Raw genomic sequence first — 18,135 nt, forward strand, 5'->3', positions numbered from 1 at the left:
CGACGTGGAGCAGCGCAGCCTGGGGCGAGGCCGGGACGGCGTGCCGGTCGTCGGGCTGGGCACCTGGCGGCGGCTCGAGGCGGCGGCCGAGGACGGCCGGCACCGCGAGCTGGTCGAGGCCGCCGTCGCGGCCGGCATCCGGCTGGTCGACACCTCGCCGATGTACGGCGCCGCCGAGCGGCTGCTCGCCGACGCGCTGGAGGGCAGGCGCGACCGGGTCGTCGTGGCCGACAAGGTCTGGACGCCGTCCCCGGAGGAGGGCGCGGCGCAGCTGGCGCGCGCCGTGCGGTGGTACGGCGGGCGGGTCGACCTCATGCAGATCCACAACCTCGTGGCGTGGCGCGCGCACCTGCCGCTGCTCGAGGCCGCCCGGGACCGCGGTGAGGTGGGCCTGATCGGCGCCACCCACTACTCGGAGGCGGCCCTGCCCGAGCTCGCCGAGCTCATGGCCACCGGCCGCATCGACGCCGTCCAGGTGCCCTACAACCCGCTGCAGCGCGCGGTCGAGCACACGATCCTGCCGCTCGCCGAGGACCTGGGTCTCGGCGTGCTGCTCATGCGCCCGCTCGGCGAGGGCCGGCTGCTGCGCCGTTCCCCGAGCCCGGCCGAGCTCGCGCCGCTGCGGCCCTTCGGCGTCACCACCTGGGTGCAGGCGCTGCTCAAGTGGGGCCTCTCCGACCCGCGCGTCACCGTCTCCCTGGCCGCCACCGCCCGCCCCGACCGCCTCCCGGAGAACGCCGCCGCCGGGGCGCCGCCGTGGTTCGGGCCGGAGGAGCGGGCACTCGTGCTCCGCCTGGCCGGAGCACGGTGACGCCCCGGCGGTCGCTCAGGCCTGCAGCTTGTGGTCGTCCAGGAACGAGGTGACGATCCGGACCAGGTCGTCCGGGCGCTCGATGTGCAGGCCGTGGCTGGACCCCGGCCCGGTCACCAGCTCGTAGCGGGCGCCGGGGATGGCGTCGGCGACGGCCTTCGACTGCCAGGGCGGGGTCAGCAGGTCCTGCTCGCCCACCACCACCAGAGTGGGTGCGGTGATGTCGCCGAGCCGGTCGAGGGTGTCGTGGGCCAGGTCGGCGTCCCACTGCTCGGTGGTGACCTGCATCTGCTCCTCGGTCTGCGGGAACGCCGGCAGCATCGGCTCCAGCATCTTCTCGAAGTCCGGGTGGTCGAGCAGCTGCGGGGAGAACGCCAGGCCCGCGGCGCCCAGCGCCGCCTCCATGTCGCGGACGGCGTAGGGCAGCCGCAGCGCGGTGAAGACGGAGCGCTGCAGGCCGTCGCAGCGCCCCCACGTGGCGTACATGATCGCGGTGGCCACCTGCTCCGGATGCGCCAGCGCCAGCTCCTGCACGACGGCGGAGCCGAGCGACCAGCCCATGACGTGCGCCTTCGGCACGTCGAGCGCCTGCATCAGCGCCGAGACGTCCTCGGCCATCGAGGCAGCGGTGATCGCGCCCTCGCCCCGCTCGCTGCCGCCCAGGCCCCGGTTGTCGAAGGCGATCACGCGGTAGTTCTGGGACAGCCGGGGGATGATCTCGCCCCAGAGCGGGATCGAGCCCGACGTCCCCATGATCAGGACGAGGGGCTCGCCCTCGCCGCTGATCTCGTAGTTGAGCGTGACTCCGGTCCGGCAGGCCGTCTGCGGCATGGTGGGGCTCCTCCTCGAGCTGGGGGATGGGGCGGCTGGGGTCGGGGCGGGCTGGGGTCAGGAGTAGACGAGCGTGCCGTCCTCGAGGTCGGCCTTGGGCAGGGTGACCTGCTCCTCCTCGTGCTCGATCATGTGCGTCCAGGGCTCGCGGTCGCCCTGCTTGAACAGGACGTGCTGGGAGCGCATGACGTAGCCGGCGTTGAAGTTCTCCGGGTCGGACCAGGGGCGGATCTTCATGTCCGCGTCCTCCGGCCGCAGGGTCGGGACCACCATCGTGGCGCCCTTGGCCTGCATCGTCTCGAACAACCGGCACACCAGGTCGCTGACCAGGTCCGCGCGCAGCGTCCAGCTGTGCCGGAAGTAGCCGAACACGTAGGCCATGTTCGGCACACCGCTGATCATGATGCCGCGCCAGGTGACGCGTTCCGGGAACTCGACCGGCTCGCCGTCCACGGTGAACGCGATGTCGCCGAACGCGGAGAGGTTGAAGCCGGTGGCGGTGACCACGATGTCGGCCGGGATCTCCTCGCCCGAGCTGACCCGGATCCCCTTCTCGGTGAAGGTCTCGATCGTGTCGGTGACGATCGAGGCCTTGCCCTCGCGCAGGGCCGCGAACAGGTCGCCCTCCGGGACGATGGCGATGCGCTGCTGCCAGGGGCGGTAGCGGGGGGTGAGGTGCTTCTCGACGTCGAAGCCCTCGGGCAGGTGCGGGCGCAGCTCGTCGAGCAGGAAGGTGTGCAGTTCGTCGGGCGCCTCCAGCGACGTCCGCGCCAGCCACTGGTACTGCGAGATGTACTGGCGGCGGAGGATCTCGTGCGTCCACTCCTCCGGGATGTCCAGCGCGCGCAGCTGGACGGCGAGCTCGTGGGTGATCGGCGGCGCGTAGAAGTACGAGGGGGAGCGCTGCAGCATCGTCACGTGCTCGGCCTTCTCGGCCATGGCGGGGATCAGGGTCGCCGCGGTGGCGCCCGAGCCGATGACGACGACCCGCTTGCCGGTGTAGTCGAGGTCCTCCGGCCACGACTGCGGGTGCACGATCACACCCTCGAACCGGTCCATGCCCTCCCACTTCGGCTGGTAGGGCTTCCCGTGGTTGTAGTAGCCCTGGCACATCCAGAGGAAGTTGGTGGTGAAGCGCAGCTGCTCGCCGGTGTCGGAGCGGGTGACGTCGACGGTCCACTGCCGGTCCTCGCTCGACCAGCTCGCCGTGGTGACCAGGTGGTGGTAGCGGATGTACTGCGCCAGGTCGTTCTCCTCGATGACCTCGTCGAGGTAGTCGAGGATCTCGTGGCCCCCGGCGATCGACGGCCCCCGCCACGGCTTGAACCGGTAGCCGTAGGTGAACAGGTCGCTGTCCGAGCGCACGCCGGGATACCGGTGGGTCCACCACGTGCCGCCCCGGTTGTCCTGCGCCTCCAGGACCACGAAGGACCGGTCGGGGAACTGGTGGTGCATGTGGTACGCGGCACCGATCCCGGCGACGCCCGCCCCGACCACGAGGACGTCGACGTGCTCCACGCCGGACTGGTCGCTGCGCGGCTCGGCTACGGTCGCCGGCTCGGTCGTGGTCATGCGGGGGGCCTCCGCTCGTTCGTCGTGATGGAGGTCACAAACGCTATAGCGCGCCCGCCGGAACCGGAATCCCACTGCAACACGATGCAGCCCCCACGGTCGCCGGACCGTGGGGGCTGCGTCCTGTCGTCGACGTCGGGCGCCCTGCTACTGCGCGCCCTCCTGGCCGAGGCGCTGGTCGGCGACGTCGCCGGCCTTGTCGGTCTGCTGGTCGAACTTGCCGCCGGTCTTCTCGTCGGCGAACTGCTCGGCCTTGTCCAGCGCCTGGTCGCTGCGCTGCTCGCCCTGCTCGCTGTTCAGGGCGTCTTTCGCCTTGTCCCCGAGGCCGCCGAGATCCATGCCGCACTCCTCACGGTTGGGTGTGGTGGTCCGGGACTACCCGGTCCGGGACCTCCCGATGCCTGGGCTCCGCGGTCGGTACGGACCCGGTCAGGCCGGGTCCTCGGCGCGGGCGTCGGCGACCACCCGGAACCACTCCGAGCGGCTCGGTTCCTCCTCCAGGCGCTGCAGCGTCTCGCGCTGGTCGAGGAAGGCCGGGTCGGAGTGCCACGCCTCCCAGTCCTCGCGGCTGCGCCAGGTCCCGACGATCACGCGGGTGGAGCGCTCGTCGTCCGAGGTGAGGAGCTGACCGGAGATCCAGCCCGGCCGCTCACGGGCGGAGTCGAACCGGGCGCGCATCGCGTCGTCCCACTCCGCCTCCTCGCCCGGCCGCAGCCGGGTCGTGGTCACCACCGTCATCATCGCGATCGCCTGCCCGTCGTCCGCGGCGGAAGCTCAGGGACGCCGAGTCTGCCCAGGCCGGGTCACGGACGGCAAGGAGCCGAGCGGGTCCGCCGCGACCGGCGGGCCGCTGGTCCGCGGGCGGCCTACGCTTCGCCGGGTGCGCGCCTTCCGTGCTCAGGGCAGCCAAGCCCTCGGGCCGCGGGTCCTGCTGCCGGTCCTCGTGCTGGCCGCCGGCGTCGCCCAGGGCTTCGGGCGTTTCGGGTACGCGCTGCTGCTGCCCGCCGTCAACGCCGAACTGGTGCACTCCTACGCCGTCGCCGGGCTGCTGGGCACGCTGAACCTCACCGCCTATCTCGCGGGGACGCTGCTGGTCAGCCTCACCGCCGGCCGCCTGGCGCCGGCGACCTCGGTGCGGCTGGGCCTGCTGCTCAGCACCGCCGGGCTGGCGGTCCTCGCGTCGGCGCCGTCCGTGCCGGTCCTCGTCGTGGGCATGGTGCTGACCGGGTTCGCCGGGGCGATGATCTGGGTGCCGGCGCCGGGCATCGCCGGCTCCGCCGTCCGCGTGGCCCGCCGCGGCCTGGCCATCGGGCTGACCGGCAGCGGGGTCGGGGTCGGGGTGGCGGCCAGCAGCGCGCTGACCGCGGTCGTGCACGCCGTCGCCGGCGCCGATGCCTGGCGCCAGGTGTGGGGCATCGAGGCGGTGCTCGCGGCGGTGGTGGCGGCCGCGGCGGCGCGGTGGCTGCGGCCGCCGGTCACCCCGGTCTCCGGTCCGGTCCGCATCTCGGCGCTGCGCGCGGTGCCCGGCTGGATCGGCTCGACCGTCTCCTACGGCGGGTACGGCCTGGCGGTCGCGATCTACATGACCTTCCTCGTCGCCGCGTACCAGGACGACGCCGGCTTCGGTGCCGGCCACGCCTCGGCGGTGTTCGCCCTCGTGGGGGTCTGCATCATGGCCGGCGGCGTGCTGCTCGGCCGCTGGTCGGACACCGTGGGCCGGCGCGCGGCCATGACCTGGGCCTACGTCGGCATGACCGCGGCGGTGCTGCTCGTCCCGGTCGGCGCCGAGCCGTGGGCGGTGCTCTCCGCGCTGCTGTTCGGCCTGGCGATGTCGGGGGCTCCGGCGGTGCTGGCCGCGCACCTCGCCGACTTCCTCGACCCCCGCCGGTTCGCCGCGGCCTTCGGCGCCGTCACCCTCGTCTTCGGGCTGGCCCAGCTGGTCGGTCCGCAGCTCGGCGGGTGGATCGCCGAACGGACGGGCAGCTTCACGACGGCGTTCCTGGTCGCCGCCGGTGCCGCGCTCGTCGCGGCCGCCGCGTCGGCGACGCTCCCGCGGCGCCGCGCCGCCGCGCCGTCCCCCGCGGCCACGCCCGAGGTGACCTGACCGGCCCTGTCGGTGCGGCCCGCGAGGATGGGGGCATGGTGGCCTTCTTCCTCCCGCGGGCGAGCGACGACGAGCAGGCGGAGCGGCTCTACGACGCGCTGGCCGAGTTCGCCGGCTGCGAGCCGCCCCCCGCCGGCCGGCGCGTGCAGTCCATCGCCTTCGCCCACGACGGGGCCCGGTGGGTCGCCGAGGTGGGGGAGGAGCTGCGCGGCCGGCGGACGACGCAGCAGCTGCGCCGCGGCGAGCTCATCGAGCGGACCGAGGACCTGTCGTCGTCCTCGCGGGTGCTCGCCGTCTACCCGGGCACGCCGTTCGTCGTCGTCACCGACGCCCAGCCGATCACCGGTGCGCCGTCGGAGTGGGCCAACCCGTTCACCGCCGAGCCGGAGCAGGTGACGTACTTCGACGCGACGTGAGCTCGAGGGGCTCGACCGGCCTCCCCGCTCAGATGCCGGTCTCGGCCGGCAGGACGCCGCGCCGGACGGCGTCCACGAGAGCCGCGTGGTCGCGCTCGGTCTGGTCGGCGTAGGCCCGGGCGAACCGGCAGAGGGCGGCGCGCGCCTTGCTGCCGCCCCCGAGGTAGCCGGCGATCATCGACGCCCCGCTGGTGCGGGCGTGCCCCTTGGCCAGCAGGTAGCCGCAGATGCCGGCGTACGCGACGAGCGCGCCGGCGTCGATGCCGGCGACGGTGATGGCGCCCTTCATGTCCCGGAACTGGCGGACGTAGTACTGGACGTCCCCGGCGGTGGTCCAGCCGAGCAGCGGATCGCTCACCGTCTGCACCGCCTGCTGGTACTCCACGACCCGCTGGCCCTGGTGGGCGTGCCAGGCCGACTCGCCGTGCACGAACGGCGCGAGCACCGAGCGGCGGGCCTGCTTGAGCTGGAGGAACAGCACGTCGTCGGCGCTGCTGCCCTCGCACAGGGCCACCCACGCGCGCAGCCCGACCGAGCCCACGCCGACCACCTTGTGCGCGATGTCGACCAGGCGGTAGCCGCTGACCACCCGGGCCCAGTGCGGCGGCAGCGTGGTCAGGTAGGCGTCCAGCGCCTCGGCCAGCTGCTCGGCCTCGTCCGGCCGCGGCCGGGTGAGCAGCGGCGGCTCGGTCACGATCCGCCGCGCGCCGTCGCGCTCCTCGGTGATCCGGGGCAGCGCGCGGTCGCTCGTGCGCTTGCGGGCCCGCCGGGCCGCCGTCTCGATCTCGGCGCGCAGCCCCGTGCCGGGCGCCGCCCGCAGCATCCGGTCGACGTCCAGGTGCTCGTAGGAGCGGGCGAGCAGCGGCTGCTCGGCCAGGGCGGCGATCTGCAGCCGGTACTCCTCGACGCAGCGGGTCACCGCGTCGCCGCAGGCGGACTCCGACGCCCCGGTCTCCCGGCCCGCCACCCAGACACTGGTCGTGAGCCGGCGCAGGTCCCACTCCCACGCGCCCGGGTGCGCCTCGTCGAAGTCGTTGAGGTCGAACACGAGGTCGCGCTCGGGGGAGGCGTAGAACCCGAAGTTGCCGAGGTGCGCGTCGCCGCACACGACCGGCGTGATCCCGGTGGCCGGCAGCCCGGCGAAGTCCGCGGCGTGCACGTTGGCCGCGCCCCGGAGGAAGGCGTAGGGGGAGGCGATCATCCGCCCCACGCGGACCGGTACCAGCCAGTCCAGTCGCCCCTCGTGCGACCGGATCACCTGGTCGACGACGTCCGGGCGGTCCGGTGGGGGAGTCCAGTCCCCGAGCGCGCCGCGGGGTGTCGTATGGCGGAGTTCCCGGCCCAGCGCGTACCGCGCCGCCCGCGGCGGGGGGCTGTCCCGCAACGAGAAGAACCCGCGGTCGTCGGCGGACGCGAGGACGGTGTGCGCCCGCCGCGCGCCCTGCTGCCCGGTCATGTGCGAGAGCCTCGCAGCGGGCCGATGCCAGGACCAGTGCACAGCCGGGTTCGGGGCACAGCGGCCCGACCGGCCCGCTCGACGCGCTCCGGTGACACACTCGCCCGATGCCGGAGCCGTACACCGCCGTCGGCCTCGTTCCTGCAGTGCGCGGGATCCGCACCCGCGCGGACATCGGCCGCAACCTCGAGCACATCGCGCACCTGTTCAAGGCCGCCTCCTGGCTGTCGAGCCTGGATCTCCCCGTGCGGCTCGTCGCCATCCCGGAGGGCGGCCTGCAGGCGTTCAACGACGAGGTGCTGGACCTCGATCACGAGACCTTCGCCCGGGACTGCGCGATCGACATCCCGGGGCCGGAGACGGAGTTCCTCGGCGAGCTGGCCCGGACCTACGACACCTTCGTGATGGCCCAGGCGAAGGCGCGCCACGAGGCCTTCCCCGACCGGTTCTTCAACGTCGGGTTCGCCCTGGACCGGCAGGGTGAGCTGATCCTCAAGCACTACAAGCTCAGCACGCTCTACCCGGTGGAGCACTCGATGACCCCGCACGACGTGTGGGACCGCTGGGTGGAGCTGTACGGGCTCACCCTCGACGCCTTCTTCCCGGTGGCGGACACCGAGATCGGCCGGCTGGGCGTGCTCATGGCCAACGAGGGGTCCTATCCGGAGAACGCGCGCGGCCTGGCGATGAACGGCGCCGAGGTGGTCTACCGGGCGTCCTATCCGCATCCGCACACCGGCAACGAGTTCTTCGAGATCCAGAGCCGGGCGCGGGCGCTGGACAACAACTTCTACGTCGTCGCCCCGAACCTGGCGACGTACTACCTGCAGCCGGAGTCGGACGACCCGATCGACACGTTCGGCGGCCGGTCGATGATCATCGACTACCGGGGGAAGGTCGTGGGCCAGCACCTGTACGGCGCCGGGTCCTCCTACGTCGCCGGCACGATCGACATCGGTGCGCTGCGGCACTTCCGGACCCACGCGCTGTGGGACAACTGGGTCAAGGACCTCCGCACCGAGCTCTACCAGCTCGTGTACCGCGACCCGATCTACCCGGCGAACCTCTACGCGGACCGGGCACCGTTCGACCACGCGCAGTTCCGGGAGCAGGTGATCGCGAAGCAGATCCGGCTCATGGTGGAACGGGGCGTGTGGGTCGATCCCGACACGAGCAGCTGAGGCGAGCGGGAGGCCGATCGGCATGGGCGGACGACGGCAGGTGGCCGACCGGATGGCCCAGGCGGCGACCGCGTGGCTGGACACCCTCGACCCCGAGCAGCGCCGGGTCGCCACCGGGGCGGTGCCGGACGACGACGCGTCGGACGCCGAACGGCGGCGCTGGTTCTACACGCCCACCGATCACGGCGGCCTGACGTTCCACGCGCAGCGACCGGCCCAGCAGCGCGGGGCGATGCGGGTGGTCGCCTCGGGGCTGTCCGAGGCCGCGTACGTCACGGTGGCGACGATCATCGGCCTGGAGAACGTCCTCGACCGGACCGAGGGCTTCGTCGCCCGGTTCGACCGCGAGCGCGGCCGCGACCCGGGCCTGTACTACCTCCGCGTCTTCGGCGAGCCCGGCGGCAGCCGGCCGTGGGGCTGGCGCTTCGGCGGCCACCACGTCTCGCTGAACAACCTGGTCGTGGACGGCGAGGTGGTCGCCACCACCCCTTGCTTCCTCGGCGCGGATCCCGCCACCGCGCCGCTGCTGGGCGGCGCGGCGAACCGGCCGCTGGGCCGGGTGGAGGACCTCGCGCGGGACCTCGTCCGGTCGCTGCGGCCCCAGCTCGCGGCGCGCGCCGTGCTGCTGGACCGCGCGCCGTCGGACCTGGTCACCGCCAACCGCACGGTCGTCGCCCCGGGGAACCGGGCGATGCCGCTCACCGGGATCTGGCGGGACGAGCGGTTCCCGGACCCGGCCGAGTGGGCGAAGCTGCAGGCCGCGAGCGACGCGATCGACGAGGCGGCCGGCCTGGGCGAGCCCGATCACGCGGCCGTGGAGTACACCGCCGACCCGAAGGGCGTGCCGGCGGCGGAGCTGGACGCCGGGCAGCGCGAGGTGCTGCGGGCGCTGCTGGGGACCTACCTCGACCGCGTTTCGCCCGAGGTCTCCGTGCGGAGCCGGTACGACGACGACGCGGCCCTCGACGCCGTCCACGTCGCCTGGGCGGGTTCGACGTCCCCCGGCGAACCGCACTACTACCGGCTGCAGGGGCCCGGCCTGCTGGCCGAGTGGGACAACACGCAGCGCGGGGCCAACCACGCCCACTCGGTGTGGCGCGACCCCGGCGCCGACTTCGGGCTCGACGTGCTCGCCGGGCACCGCGCGGCCCTGCACCGGGCCTAGGCCGGCCGACCGTGCCGCTGGACCGTTACGGGGTGCTGGTCGGTGTCCTGCGCCGTTCCTTCCGTGACCCGCCGGACGAGCAGGGTCGCTGGTTCCACGTCAACCTCGAGGTCGACGCCCCGGCGGGTCTCCACCGGTGCGCCGTGGACGTCGACAGCAAGATGTCCGCCGTCGGGGTGCAGTGGAAGGTGCTGACCCTGCCGGCCGCCGCGCTCGGCCCGGTGCCCGCGCTCGCGCCGGGACTGCACGACCTGCCCCGCGCACCGGGCTCGGGTGCCCTGGACTACGAGCGGCACCCGGCGCTGGGCCCGCGGGCCGGATGCCTGCTGGGCGGGCTGGTCGGCGGCCGGGAAACCGGCTGGACGTCGGGCTCGCACCTGCAGGCCGCCGAGGCCCTGGAGACGATCCTGGTCCCGGAGCGCCGGGCGCTGGTCTTCGGGGAGCCGTTCCGCACCGGGCTGGGCGTGCACAACGTCCACCAGAACCAGGGGGACCCGGCGGGCAGCCAGTGGTGGGAGGAGAACGGCATCTGGCAGGACGGCGCGACCCTGACCGAACGGCCGGACGGCCGGTTCGACGTCTTCCTGTCCAAGTTCTCGACGCAGGCCACCGCCACCGACGACGACGGTCACCCGCGCGGGACCGGCTGAGCTCCGGACCGTGGCCGAACAGCCTCCCGCAGCCCGGCCCGGCGACACCGCGCTCCCGACCGGCACGGTGACCTTCCTGTTCACCGACATCGCCGGTTCGACGCGATTGCTGCGCCTCGACCAGGAGGCGTACGCCGCGGCCCTCGCCGATCACCGGCAGCTGCTCCGAGCCGCCTTCACCGCGCACGGCGGCCGGGAGGTCGACACACAGGGCGACTCCTTCTTCGTGGCGTTCCCCACGGCCGGGCAGGCGGTGGCCGCCGCGGCGCAGGCGCAGCGGTCGCTGGCGGCCCACCCGTGGCCGGACGGGGGGCCGGTGCCGGTGCGGATGGGCCTGCACACCGGCGAGGCCACCCTGGGCCCGGACGGCTACGTGGGCCTGGCCGTGCACCGGGCCGCCCGGATCGCCGCGGTCGCGTCCGGCGGCCAGGTCCTGCTGTCCGACGCCTCCGCCGCGCTCGTCGGCGAGCAGCTCCCCGACGGCCTCTCGCTGCGCTTCCTCGGGGCGCACCCGCTCAAGGACTTCCCGCAGCCGGCTCCGCTCTACCAGCTGGACATCGCCGGGCTGCCCACGGCGTTCCCGCCGCTCCGGACCCCGGCCCGCTCCCGCGCGCTGCCCGCCCCGGTCGGCGAGCTGCTCGGCCGCGACGGCCAGGTCGCCGCGCTCGCCACGCTGCTGACCGAGCCCCGGACCCGGCTGGTCACCGTGACCGGCCCCGGTGGGATCGGCAAGACCAGGCTCGCACTGGAGACCGCGCGGAGCGTGGCCGGCGACTTCCCCGGCGGGGTGGTGTTCGTGGCGTTGAGCGCCGTCGCGGACCCCGCACTCGTGCTGAGCACGGTCGCGGAGGCCGTCGGAGCTCCGCCCGAGCTGGGGGTCGATCCGGTGGACGCGGTGCGCGCGGCGCTGGGGGACGGTCACACGCTGCTCGTCCTGGACAACGTCGAGCAGGTGGCGGCCGCGGCGCCGGACCTCGCCACCCTGCTGGACCGGGCGCCGGGCGCGGTCGTGCTGGCGACCAGCCGCCGTGCGCTGCGGCTGCGGTCCGAGCGGCTGTTCCCCCTCTCCCAGCTGCCCGGCCCGGCCGCGGAGCGGCTGTTCGCCGAGCGAGCGGCCGCGGTGCGCCCCGGATTCCGCATCGACGCCGGGAACGCGGCTGCGGTGGCGGAGATCTGCCGCCGGCTCGACGGGCTCCCGCTCGCCATCGAGCTGGCCGCGGCCCGGGTCCGCCTGCTGCCTCCCACGGCGCTGCTGGCCCGGCTCGGGGAGCGGCTGGATGTGCTCGGCGGTCCGGTGGACCTGCCGGAGCGGCAGCGGACGCTGCGCGCCACCATGGACTGGAGTTTCGCCCTGCTCGGCCCGCACGAGCAGGCGGTCTTCGCCCGCCTCGGCGTGTTCTCGGGCGGGTGGACGCTCGAGGCGGCGGAGCTCGTGTGCGGCCGGCCGGACGAGCCCGACGTGCTCGGTGCCCTCTCCGACCTGCTCGACGCCAGCTTGGTCGTCGAGATCGACGACACCCCCGGCGAGCCGCGGCTCGGCATGCTGGAGACCGTGCGGGCCTACGCGGTGGAGAAGCTGGCCGCGGCTCCCGATCGGGCGGAGACGGAACGACGCCACACCGCGTGGGTGCAAGCGCTCACCGCCCCGGTGCTGCCGGCAGTGGCCGGGGGCTTCCGGGACGTGCTGGAACGCCTCGACCGCGAGCGCGCCAACCTCCGCGCGGCGGTGCAGCGAGCCGTTGACGCCGGGGACGCGGAGACGGTCGCGGCGCTCGTCCGCAGCGCATCCCCGTACCTGTCGCGGCGCGATGCCGAGCGGGAGGCCGCGGGTTGGCTCGACGGCGTCCTGCCCCGGGCGGGGGACGCCCCTCCGGACGTGCGCGGGCGGCTGCTCGCCTTCCGCGCGATCATCGCGGGCATCCTCGGCGACGTCGCCGTCCTCCGTCGGTCCCTGGAGGGGGCCCGCTCCCTCCTCCGCGACGACGCCGACCACGCCCTCGAGCAGGCACTCCTGGCCTACGCCGACGTCTTCGCCGCGCTGGTCGACGGCTCGGTGGAGGAGGCGTCGCGCAAGGTCGAGGAGGCGGTCACCCGGTTCACCGCCCTCGGCCGGAGTCTGGCCCTGGGCCGCATGAACATGCTGCGGGGAAACCTCGCGCTGCTCGGCGGGAACCTCGCGGATGCCGAACAGCACTACGCGGAAGCGGTCGAGGTCGCCGGCCGGCTCGCCGACGACGCCGTGCTCGGACAGGCCCTCAGCCTGAGCGGGCTCGTCCAGGTGGTCCGAGGGGATCTGCCCGGAGGACGACGGGCGATCCTGGCGGCCGCGGCGGACAGCCGCGCCAGCGGCCAGCCGTCCCGCGTCGCCGCCTCCCTGGAAGGGCTCGCGGCGGTGGCCCTGGCCGGCGGTCGCCCCGCCGTGGCGGCACGCGCCCTGGCTGCCGCGGCCGCCGCCCGCAGCAGGGTCGCCGCGATGCTCTTCCCCGCCGTCGCGCCGCTGGTGGCGGACCTGACTGCCCGTGCCTCCGAGCAGCTGGGCGAGCCCGCCTACGCCCGCGCCGCCGAGGAGGGACGGGCGTGGCCGCTGCTGCACGCGCTGGACCGGACGCTGGAGGACCTCGCCGACGGCGATCCCGGGTCGGTCGCGCCGGGGTGACGACCGTCCCACGGGCGCTACCCTCGCAGCCCCGGGGCGAGGAGGCCGATCGAGCATGGGCAACCGGTTCAGGGCGTCGGTCCCGCTCACCGACGAGTGGGAGCACTTCGAGTTCGGGGTCGCCGACGGCGTCGCCACGGTCACGCTCAACCGTCCGGAGAAGCTCAACCCGCTGACCTTCGAGAGCTACGCCGACCTGCGCGACCTCGTGCTGCAGCTGCCGTACCGGGACGACGTCCGCGTGCTGGTCATCCGCGGCCGGGGGAAGGCGTTCTGCGCCGGCGGCGACGTGCACGAGATCATCGGCGAGCTGATCAGGATGCGCCCGCGCGAGCTCATGGCCTTCACCAAGATGACCGGCGACCTCATCCGGGCGATGCGCGAGGTGCCCGTGCCGATCGTCGCCGGGATCCAGGGCATCGCGGCCGGGGCGGGCGCGGTGGTGGCGCTCGCGTCGGACTTCCGGATCGTGACCACGTCCGCCCGGTTCGCGTTCCTCTTCACCAAGGTCGGGCTCTCCGGGGGCGACATGGGGGCGGCCTACCTGCTGCCGCGCGTCGTCGGCGCCGGGCGGGCCACCCAGCTGCTCATGCTCGGCGACACGATCGACGCCGCGACCGCCGACCGGTACGGCCTGGTGAGTGAGCTGGTCGCCGACGACGAGCTGGACGACGCCGTGGCGCGGCTGGCCGCGCGGCTGGCCACCGGACCGGCGCTGGCCTACGCGCAGACGAAGGCGCTGATCACCCGCGAGCTCGACATGTCGCTGGCGGGGGCGATAGAGCTCGACGCCATGACGCAGGCGCTGCTCATGACCACCGACGACCACGCGGAGTTCCACGCGTCGTTCACCGAGCGCCGTCCGCCCCGCTGGACCGGGACGTGACCGAGCCGCGCACCTGCCTGGTCACCGGCGCCAGCCGGGGCATCGGTGCCGCGGTCGCGGCCCGGCTCTCGGCCGACGGCCACCGGGTCGCCCTGCTCGCCCGGGACGCCGCCGCGCTGGGGTCGGTCCGCGACCGGCTGCCGTCCCCGGCGCTGTGCGTGGCCGCCGACGTCACCGACGCGGGGCAGGTGGACGCCGCCGTCGGGCGGGTGGAACGGGAATGGGGACCGGTCGAGGTGCTCGTCTCCAACGCGGGGGCGGGATTCGCCGCGCCGCTGGTCGACACGTCGGACGACGACTGGGCGGGGATGCTCGAGCTCAACCTGACCGCCCCGTTCCGGCTGGTCCGCCGGGTGCTGCCGCCGATGCTCGGGCGCGGCTGGGGCCGGATCGTCGTCGTCGCCTCGGTGGTCGCCAAGCGCGGCGAGGCGCAGGTCGCCGCCTACACCGCCGCCAAGCACGGGGTGCTCGGGCTGGTGCGGGCGGCGGCGGCCGAGGTCGCCCGCAGCGGGGTGACGGTGAACGCGGTCTGCCCCGGCTACGTCGACACCCCGATGACCGAGGGCACCGTCGAGGCGATCGCCGCCCGGTCCGGGCGCACGCCCGAGGAGGCGCGGGCGGTGCTGGCGCGGCGGCAGCCGATCGGCCGGCTCGTCGATGCCGAGGAGGTGGCGGACGCGGTGCTGTTCTGCGTGGGCAACGCGGCGGTGACCGGCCAGGGCGTCAACGTCGACGGGGGAGCGGTGCAGTCATGACGCTGGAGCGGATCAACCCGCCGGAGCTGGCGCGGCCGTCGGGCTTCGCGCACGCCGTCCGGGCCCGCGGCACGGCGACCGTGCACCTGGCCGGGCAGACCGCGCTGGACGCCGAGGGGCGGATCGTCGGCCGCACGGTCGTCGAGCAGTTCGAGCAGGCGCTGGGCAACCTGCTCACCGCGTTGCGTGCCGCCGGCGGCAGTCCGGAGCACCTGGCGAGCCTGACGATCTACATCGTCGACGTCCCCGACTACCGGGCGCACGCCCGGGAGATCGGGGAGGTCTGGCGCCGGCTGGCCGGGCGGAACTACGCGGCGACCGCCGGGATCGGCGTCGCCCGGCTGTGGGACGACGACGCGCTGGTCGAGGTGCAGGGCGTCGCGGAGATCCCTGCCTGAGGAGGAAGTCCGCGTTGGAGATCTGGATCAACCCGGCCTGCTCGAAGTGCCGCGCCGCCACCGAGCTGCTCGACGAGGCCGGCGCGAGCTACACCGTGCGGCGCTACCTCGACGACCCGCCGACCGCCGACGAGCTCGACGCCGTGCTGCAGCGGCTCGGTCTGGACCCGTGGGACGTCGCGCGGACGAACGAGCCGGTCGCGGCGGAGCTCGGGCTCGCGGAGCTGCCGCGGGACCGGCGGCGCTGGCTGGAGGTGATGGCGGCGAACCCGATCCTCATCCAGCGGCCGATCATCACCGCGGACGACGGCACCACCGTGGTCGGCCGCTCGGAGGACGCCGTCCGCCGAGCGCTGGACGCCTCCGCGTAGTAGGGCCCACCGCTCCCGCTCGCCGTGTCGTATGCGCGCCGCATCCAGGCCGCACACGTCCCTGCGCCCGACGGACTCGTCGGGGGAGCGGGAGGTGGGACGGGTCAGCCGGCTCGCGTGAGCTCCGGATCATGGGCCGGTGGGCGGAGGACGAGAGTCTCGGTGCCGTCGCGGCGGTAGGTGTGCCAGCGACCGTTGCTGTCTCGCTCGACGCGGAAGCCGTGATGCACCTGGGTGTGATGGCGTTCGCAGAGCAGCGCGGAGTTCTCCTCGGACGTCTCGCCGCCGAACAGCCGATGGATCACATGATGAACCTCGCACCAGTAGGTCGGGGCGAGGCAGCCGGCGAAGACGCAGTGCTTGTCGCGGTACTCGACGGCCTTGCGGATGGCCGGGGTGACCAACCGCTGAGTGCGGCCCAGGTCGAGCAGTTCACCCCGAGGACCGAGCAGGAAGCGCCGGAGCTCGGCGTCGCAGGCCACCTGCCGAGCCCGGGCGGCGGAGAAGCTCGCGCCGAACCCGGCCTCGGCGGCGCCCTTACCGGTGGCGGGCGCGGCGAGGTCGTCGGCGCCGATCTTGACCGCAACCTGGGGCTTCACCCCGCGCAGCAGGGGCAGGGTGTCGCAGCCCAGATGGATGTCGGCCAGCTGGACCAGGGCGTCGGCCTGCTGCTGGGGCCGGGTACGGGTGTCACCCGCGGGGCGGTTCGCCTGCAGGATCGACTCCAGCGCGGCCTGCAGCTTCTCCATGCCGAACGCGTCAGGTGGAATCGGCCGGTGCCCGATCCGTCGGCGTGCTTGGCGACGGAGAGGAACCGCTCCTCGGTGGAATCGGGTTCGGGACCGTCCTGATCGAGGCGGGCGAGCACCTGGTGCACCAGCCGGACCAGGTCGTCGTGCGGCTGGGTGGCTGCGAAACGGGCCAGCACCGCGGAGACCTCGGTCAGGTCGATGCCCTGAGCGGCGGCGAGCGCGACCGGCCGCGGCCCGGTGATCTTCCCGATCACTGACACCTGATCGGCGGTGATCTTTCCGGCCGCATGGGCGTCGGCGACCGCGGGCAGCCATTCCGTCGTCCGGCCGTTGCGGACCATCCGCGCGGCCGCGTCGCCGGAGAGCCGGCAATGCCCGCGCAGCCACGACTGCGCCGTGGCCATCCCGTCGGCGGCGAAGGCCTGCTTGCTGTCGGCGACGCGCAGCCGGCGGGCCAGTTCGGCGTCGAGGCGGTTGCGTGCGGCGACCAGGTCGGGGATGTCGCCGAGCAGCTGCGGGCCGGTGCGGGCATGCAGGTCCTCGTCTGCGAGGGCCTCGAGCGCCGCCGTCAACTCGTCCATGAACACCTCCCCACACCTCGAACGTGTGTACGAAGAATACCGGCTCGAGGACGCCCCGGTGAGCTGAATCCCCAGGTCGGCGCATCGTCCACAGATGCGGAAGCCGTCTTGCCGGCAGACGGCGCCGACGGTGCGCCGAGGTCCTCCGCGGGGCGCCGACAACGCCTTTCCTGCGACGAACGTGGCTAGGGTTCGCGCATGCGGTTCGGGCCGCCGGTCTCCTTCACCCATGACGTGAAGGGCCACGCCGTGGCCTACCAGGTGACGGGCCAGGGGGATCTGGATCTCGTCTTCCTGCTGGGCTGGCCCAGCCATCTCGAGCTGTTGTGGGAGAACCCGGCGGCGGCCGAGTTCCTGGAGCGGCTCGCCTCGTTCTCGCGGCTGATCCTGTTCGACCGCGTCTGCACCGGGCTGTCCGACCGCGGGCCCCTCGGCTACGCGTTCGAGGACTGGGTGGAGGACATATCGGCCGTCCTGACGGCCGTCGGCTCGCGACGGGCCGCCCTGTTCGGCTGCCACGTGGGTGGCCGGATGGCCCTGCTGTTCGCCGCCACCCACCCGGAGCAGACGGCCGCGGTGATCACCTTCGGGGCGCACCCGGCCACGGTGCGGGCCCACGACTACCCGTGGGGGGCCACACCAGAGGAGCGCGACGACCTGATCCGCGCCATCCGGACGGGTCCGATGGATCCCGACCGCTTCATGGCGGACATCTCGCCCACCGACGCACGCGACACGATGACCCGCCGCTGGTGGTCGGCCTTCTACCGCTCGGCCGCGAGCCCGGTGGAGCGCGTCGACCTGATCACCCGACTGGCCCCGGTCGACATCCGCGGCCTGCTCGGCGCGGTCCGGGTGCCGACGCTGGTGCTGCATCGCACGGGGGACCGGATAGCCCAGGCCGAGGCCAGCCGGTACATGGCCGAGCGCCTTCCGCAGGCCACCTTCCGGGAGCTGCCGGGCGACGCACACCTGCCGTTCTTCGGCGACCAGGACGCCGTGCTGGCCCTCACCCAGGAGTTCCTCACCGGCGACCTGCCCGTCGCCGAAGCCGACCGGGTGGTGCTGACGGTGATGTTCACCGACATCGTCGACTCCACCGCCCGTGCGACCGAGCTGGGCGACCGTCGGTGGCGTCGCCTGCTGGAGGAGCACGACGCGGTGGTGCGGACGAATCTCGGCCGGTTCCGGGGGCGGGAGATCGACACGACGGGGGACGGCTTCCTGGCCACCTTCGAGGGGCCGGCACGGGCGATCCGCGCCGCCGCCGCCACCCGGAGCCAGCTGGCCGAGCTGGGCCTGCGGCTCCGGGTCGGCCTGCACACCGGGGAGGTCGAGCTGGTCGACGGGCACGTGCGGGGCATCGCCGTCCACATCGCCGCCCGCGTCGTTGCGCTGGCCGCGCCGGACGAGGTGCTGTGTTCGCGCACGGTCAAGGACCTCGTCGCCGGCGCCGGGATCTCCTTCTCCGACCGCGGCACCCACCGGCTCAAGGGCGTGCCCGACGAATGGCCGCTCTACTCCGTCGACCTGGCCTCCCCGTGACGAGC

18 protein-coding genes are annotated in these 18,135 nt (G+C 74.1%); 12 read left to right on the top strand and 6 right to left on the bottom strand.

Annotated features, from left to right (window positions below; all coding sequences use genetic code 11):
- Positions 1-4: 4 nt before the first annotated feature.
- Positions 5-811, top strand: a complete 807-nt coding sequence (locus tag ACWIYF_RS13225; protein ID WP_448628597.1) for an aldo/keto reductase — start codon at positions 5-7, stop codon at positions 809-811.
- Between the two features lie 15 nt (positions 812-826).
- Here the strand turns inward: ACWIYF_RS13225 and ACWIYF_RS13230 are convergent, their stop codons facing one another.
- The 4 genes from ACWIYF_RS13230 to ACWIYF_RS13245 form a co-directional block, all read right to left on the bottom strand.
- Positions 827-1,642, bottom strand: coding sequence for an alpha/beta fold hydrolase (locus ACWIYF_RS13230; RefSeq protein WP_448628598.1), 816 nt, complete (start codon positions 1,640-1,642; stop codon positions 827-829).
- Positions 1,643-1,699: 57 nt separating this feature from the next.
- Positions 1,700-3,214 (bottom strand): flavin-containing monooxygenase, encoded by a 1,515-nt coding sequence (locus tag ACWIYF_RS13235; protein ID WP_448628599.1) that lies wholly within the window; start codon positions 3,212-3,214, stop codon positions 1,700-1,702.
- Between the two features lie 147 nt (positions 3,215-3,361).
- Positions 3,362-3,553, bottom strand: coding sequence for an antitoxin (locus ACWIYF_RS13240; RefSeq protein ID WP_448628600.1), 192 nt, complete (start codon positions 3,551-3,553; stop codon positions 3,362-3,364).
- 90 nt (positions 3,554-3,643) lie between these two features.
- The gene (locus tag ACWIYF_RS13245) at positions 3,644-3,943 is read right to left on the bottom strand and encodes an antibiotic biosynthesis monooxygenase family protein (RefSeq protein ID WP_448628601.1); all 300 of its coding nucleotides are present in this window, start codon (positions 3,941-3,943) and stop codon (positions 3,644-3,646) included.
- 151 nt (positions 3,944-4,094) lie between these two features.
- Between ACWIYF_RS13245 and ACWIYF_RS13250 the strand changes: the two genes are divergently transcribed.
- Together ACWIYF_RS13250 and ACWIYF_RS13255 are read left to right on the top strand one after the other, a co-directional pair.
- On the top strand, positions 4,095-5,318 hold the full coding sequence (locus ACWIYF_RS13250; RefSeq protein WP_448628602.1) for a YbfB/YjiJ family MFS transporter: 1,224 nt from the start codon (positions 4,095-4,097) through the stop codon (positions 5,316-5,318).
- 35 nt (positions 5,319-5,353) lie between these two features.
- Positions 5,354-5,734 carry a hypothetical protein gene (locus ACWIYF_RS13255; protein ID WP_448628603.1) on the top strand — a complete coding sequence of 127 codons (381 nt, stop codon included), beginning with the start codon at positions 5,354-5,356 and terminating at the stop codon, positions 5,732-5,734.
- Positions 5,735-5,762: 28 nt separating this feature from the next.
- Here the strand turns inward: ACWIYF_RS13255 and ACWIYF_RS13260 are convergent, their stop codons facing one another.
- Positions 5,763-7,190 carry a DUF2252 domain-containing protein gene (locus ACWIYF_RS13260; protein WP_448628604.1) on the bottom strand — a complete coding sequence of 476 codons (1,428 nt, stop codon included), beginning with the start codon at positions 7,188-7,190 and terminating at the stop codon, positions 5,763-5,765.
- Between the two features lie 107 nt (positions 7,191-7,297).
- Here ACWIYF_RS13260 and ACWIYF_RS13265 point away from each other — a divergent pair, with 107 nt between their 5' ends.
- Genes ACWIYF_RS13265 through ACWIYF_RS13300 form a run of 8 tightly spaced genes read left to right on the top strand, consistent with a single transcriptional unit; the run spans position 7,298 to position 15,252 of the window.
- Positions 7,298-8,371, top strand: coding sequence for a nitrilase-related carbon-nitrogen hydrolase (locus tag ACWIYF_RS13265; protein ID WP_448628605.1), 1,074 nt, complete (start codon positions 7,298-7,300; stop codon positions 8,369-8,371).
- Between the two features lie 22 nt (positions 8,372-8,393).
- Positions 8,394-9,536, top strand: a complete 1,143-nt coding sequence (locus ACWIYF_RS13270) for a DUF3500 domain-containing protein (protein WP_448628606.1) — start codon at positions 8,394-8,396, stop codon at positions 9,534-9,536.
- Positions 9,537-9,547: 11 nt separating this feature from the next.
- Entirely contained in the window at positions 9,548-10,186 is a 639-nt protein-coding gene (locus tag ACWIYF_RS13275) for a DUF2278 family protein (protein ID WP_448628607.1), read from the top strand.
- 10 nt (positions 10,187-10,196) lie between these two features.
- Positions 10,197-12,842 carry an adenylate/guanylate cyclase domain-containing protein gene (locus tag ACWIYF_RS13280; RefSeq protein WP_448628608.1) on the top strand — a complete coding sequence of 882 codons (2,646 nt, stop codon included), beginning with the start codon at positions 10,197-10,199 and terminating at the stop codon, positions 12,840-12,842.
- A 55-nt stretch (positions 12,843-12,897) separates the two neighbouring features.
- Positions 12,898-13,728: an enoyl-CoA hydratase family protein gene (locus ACWIYF_RS13285; RefSeq protein ID WP_448628609.1), complete on the top strand. Its 831-nt coding sequence runs from the start codon at positions 12,898-12,900 to the stop codon at positions 13,726-13,728.
- The gene (locus tag ACWIYF_RS13290) at positions 13,725-14,483 is read left to right on the top strand and encodes an SDR family NAD(P)-dependent oxidoreductase (protein ID WP_448628610.1); all 759 of its coding nucleotides are present in this window, start codon (positions 13,725-13,727) and stop codon (positions 14,481-14,483) included. The genes ACWIYF_RS13285 and ACWIYF_RS13290 overlap by 4 nt, the downstream gene beginning before the upstream one ends.
- Positions 14,480-14,881, top strand: coding sequence for a RidA family protein (locus ACWIYF_RS13295; RefSeq protein ID WP_448628611.1), 402 nt, complete (start codon positions 14,480-14,482; stop codon positions 14,879-14,881). The genes ACWIYF_RS13290 and ACWIYF_RS13295 overlap by 4 nt, the downstream gene beginning before the upstream one ends.
- 14 nt (positions 14,882-14,895) lie before the next feature.
- The gene (locus tag ACWIYF_RS13300) at positions 14,896-15,252 is read left to right on the top strand and encodes an arsenate reductase family protein (RefSeq protein WP_448628612.1); all 357 of its coding nucleotides are present in this window, start codon (positions 14,896-14,898) and stop codon (positions 15,250-15,252) included.
- A 104-nt stretch (positions 15,253-15,356) separates the two neighbouring features.
- Here the strand turns inward: ACWIYF_RS13300 and ACWIYF_RS13305 are convergent, their stop codons facing one another.
- Positions 15,357-16,670 (bottom strand): DUF222 domain-containing protein, encoded by a 1,314-nt coding sequence (locus ACWIYF_RS13305; protein WP_448628613.1) that lies wholly within the window; start codon positions 16,668-16,670, stop codon positions 15,357-15,359.
- A gap of 113 nt (positions 16,671-16,783) precedes the next feature.
- On the opposite strand from ACWIYF_RS13305, the gene ACWIYF_RS13310 reads away from it, so the two are divergent.
- A complete protein-coding gene (locus ACWIYF_RS13310) occupies positions 16,784-18,130 on the top strand; it encodes an adenylate/guanylate cyclase domain-containing protein (protein ID WP_448628614.1) in 1,347 nt (448 codons plus the stop codon).
- The last annotated feature ends 5 nt before the right edge of the window (positions 18,131-18,135 follow it).

Source organism: Geodermatophilus sp. URMC 64, from assembly GCF_053502555.1.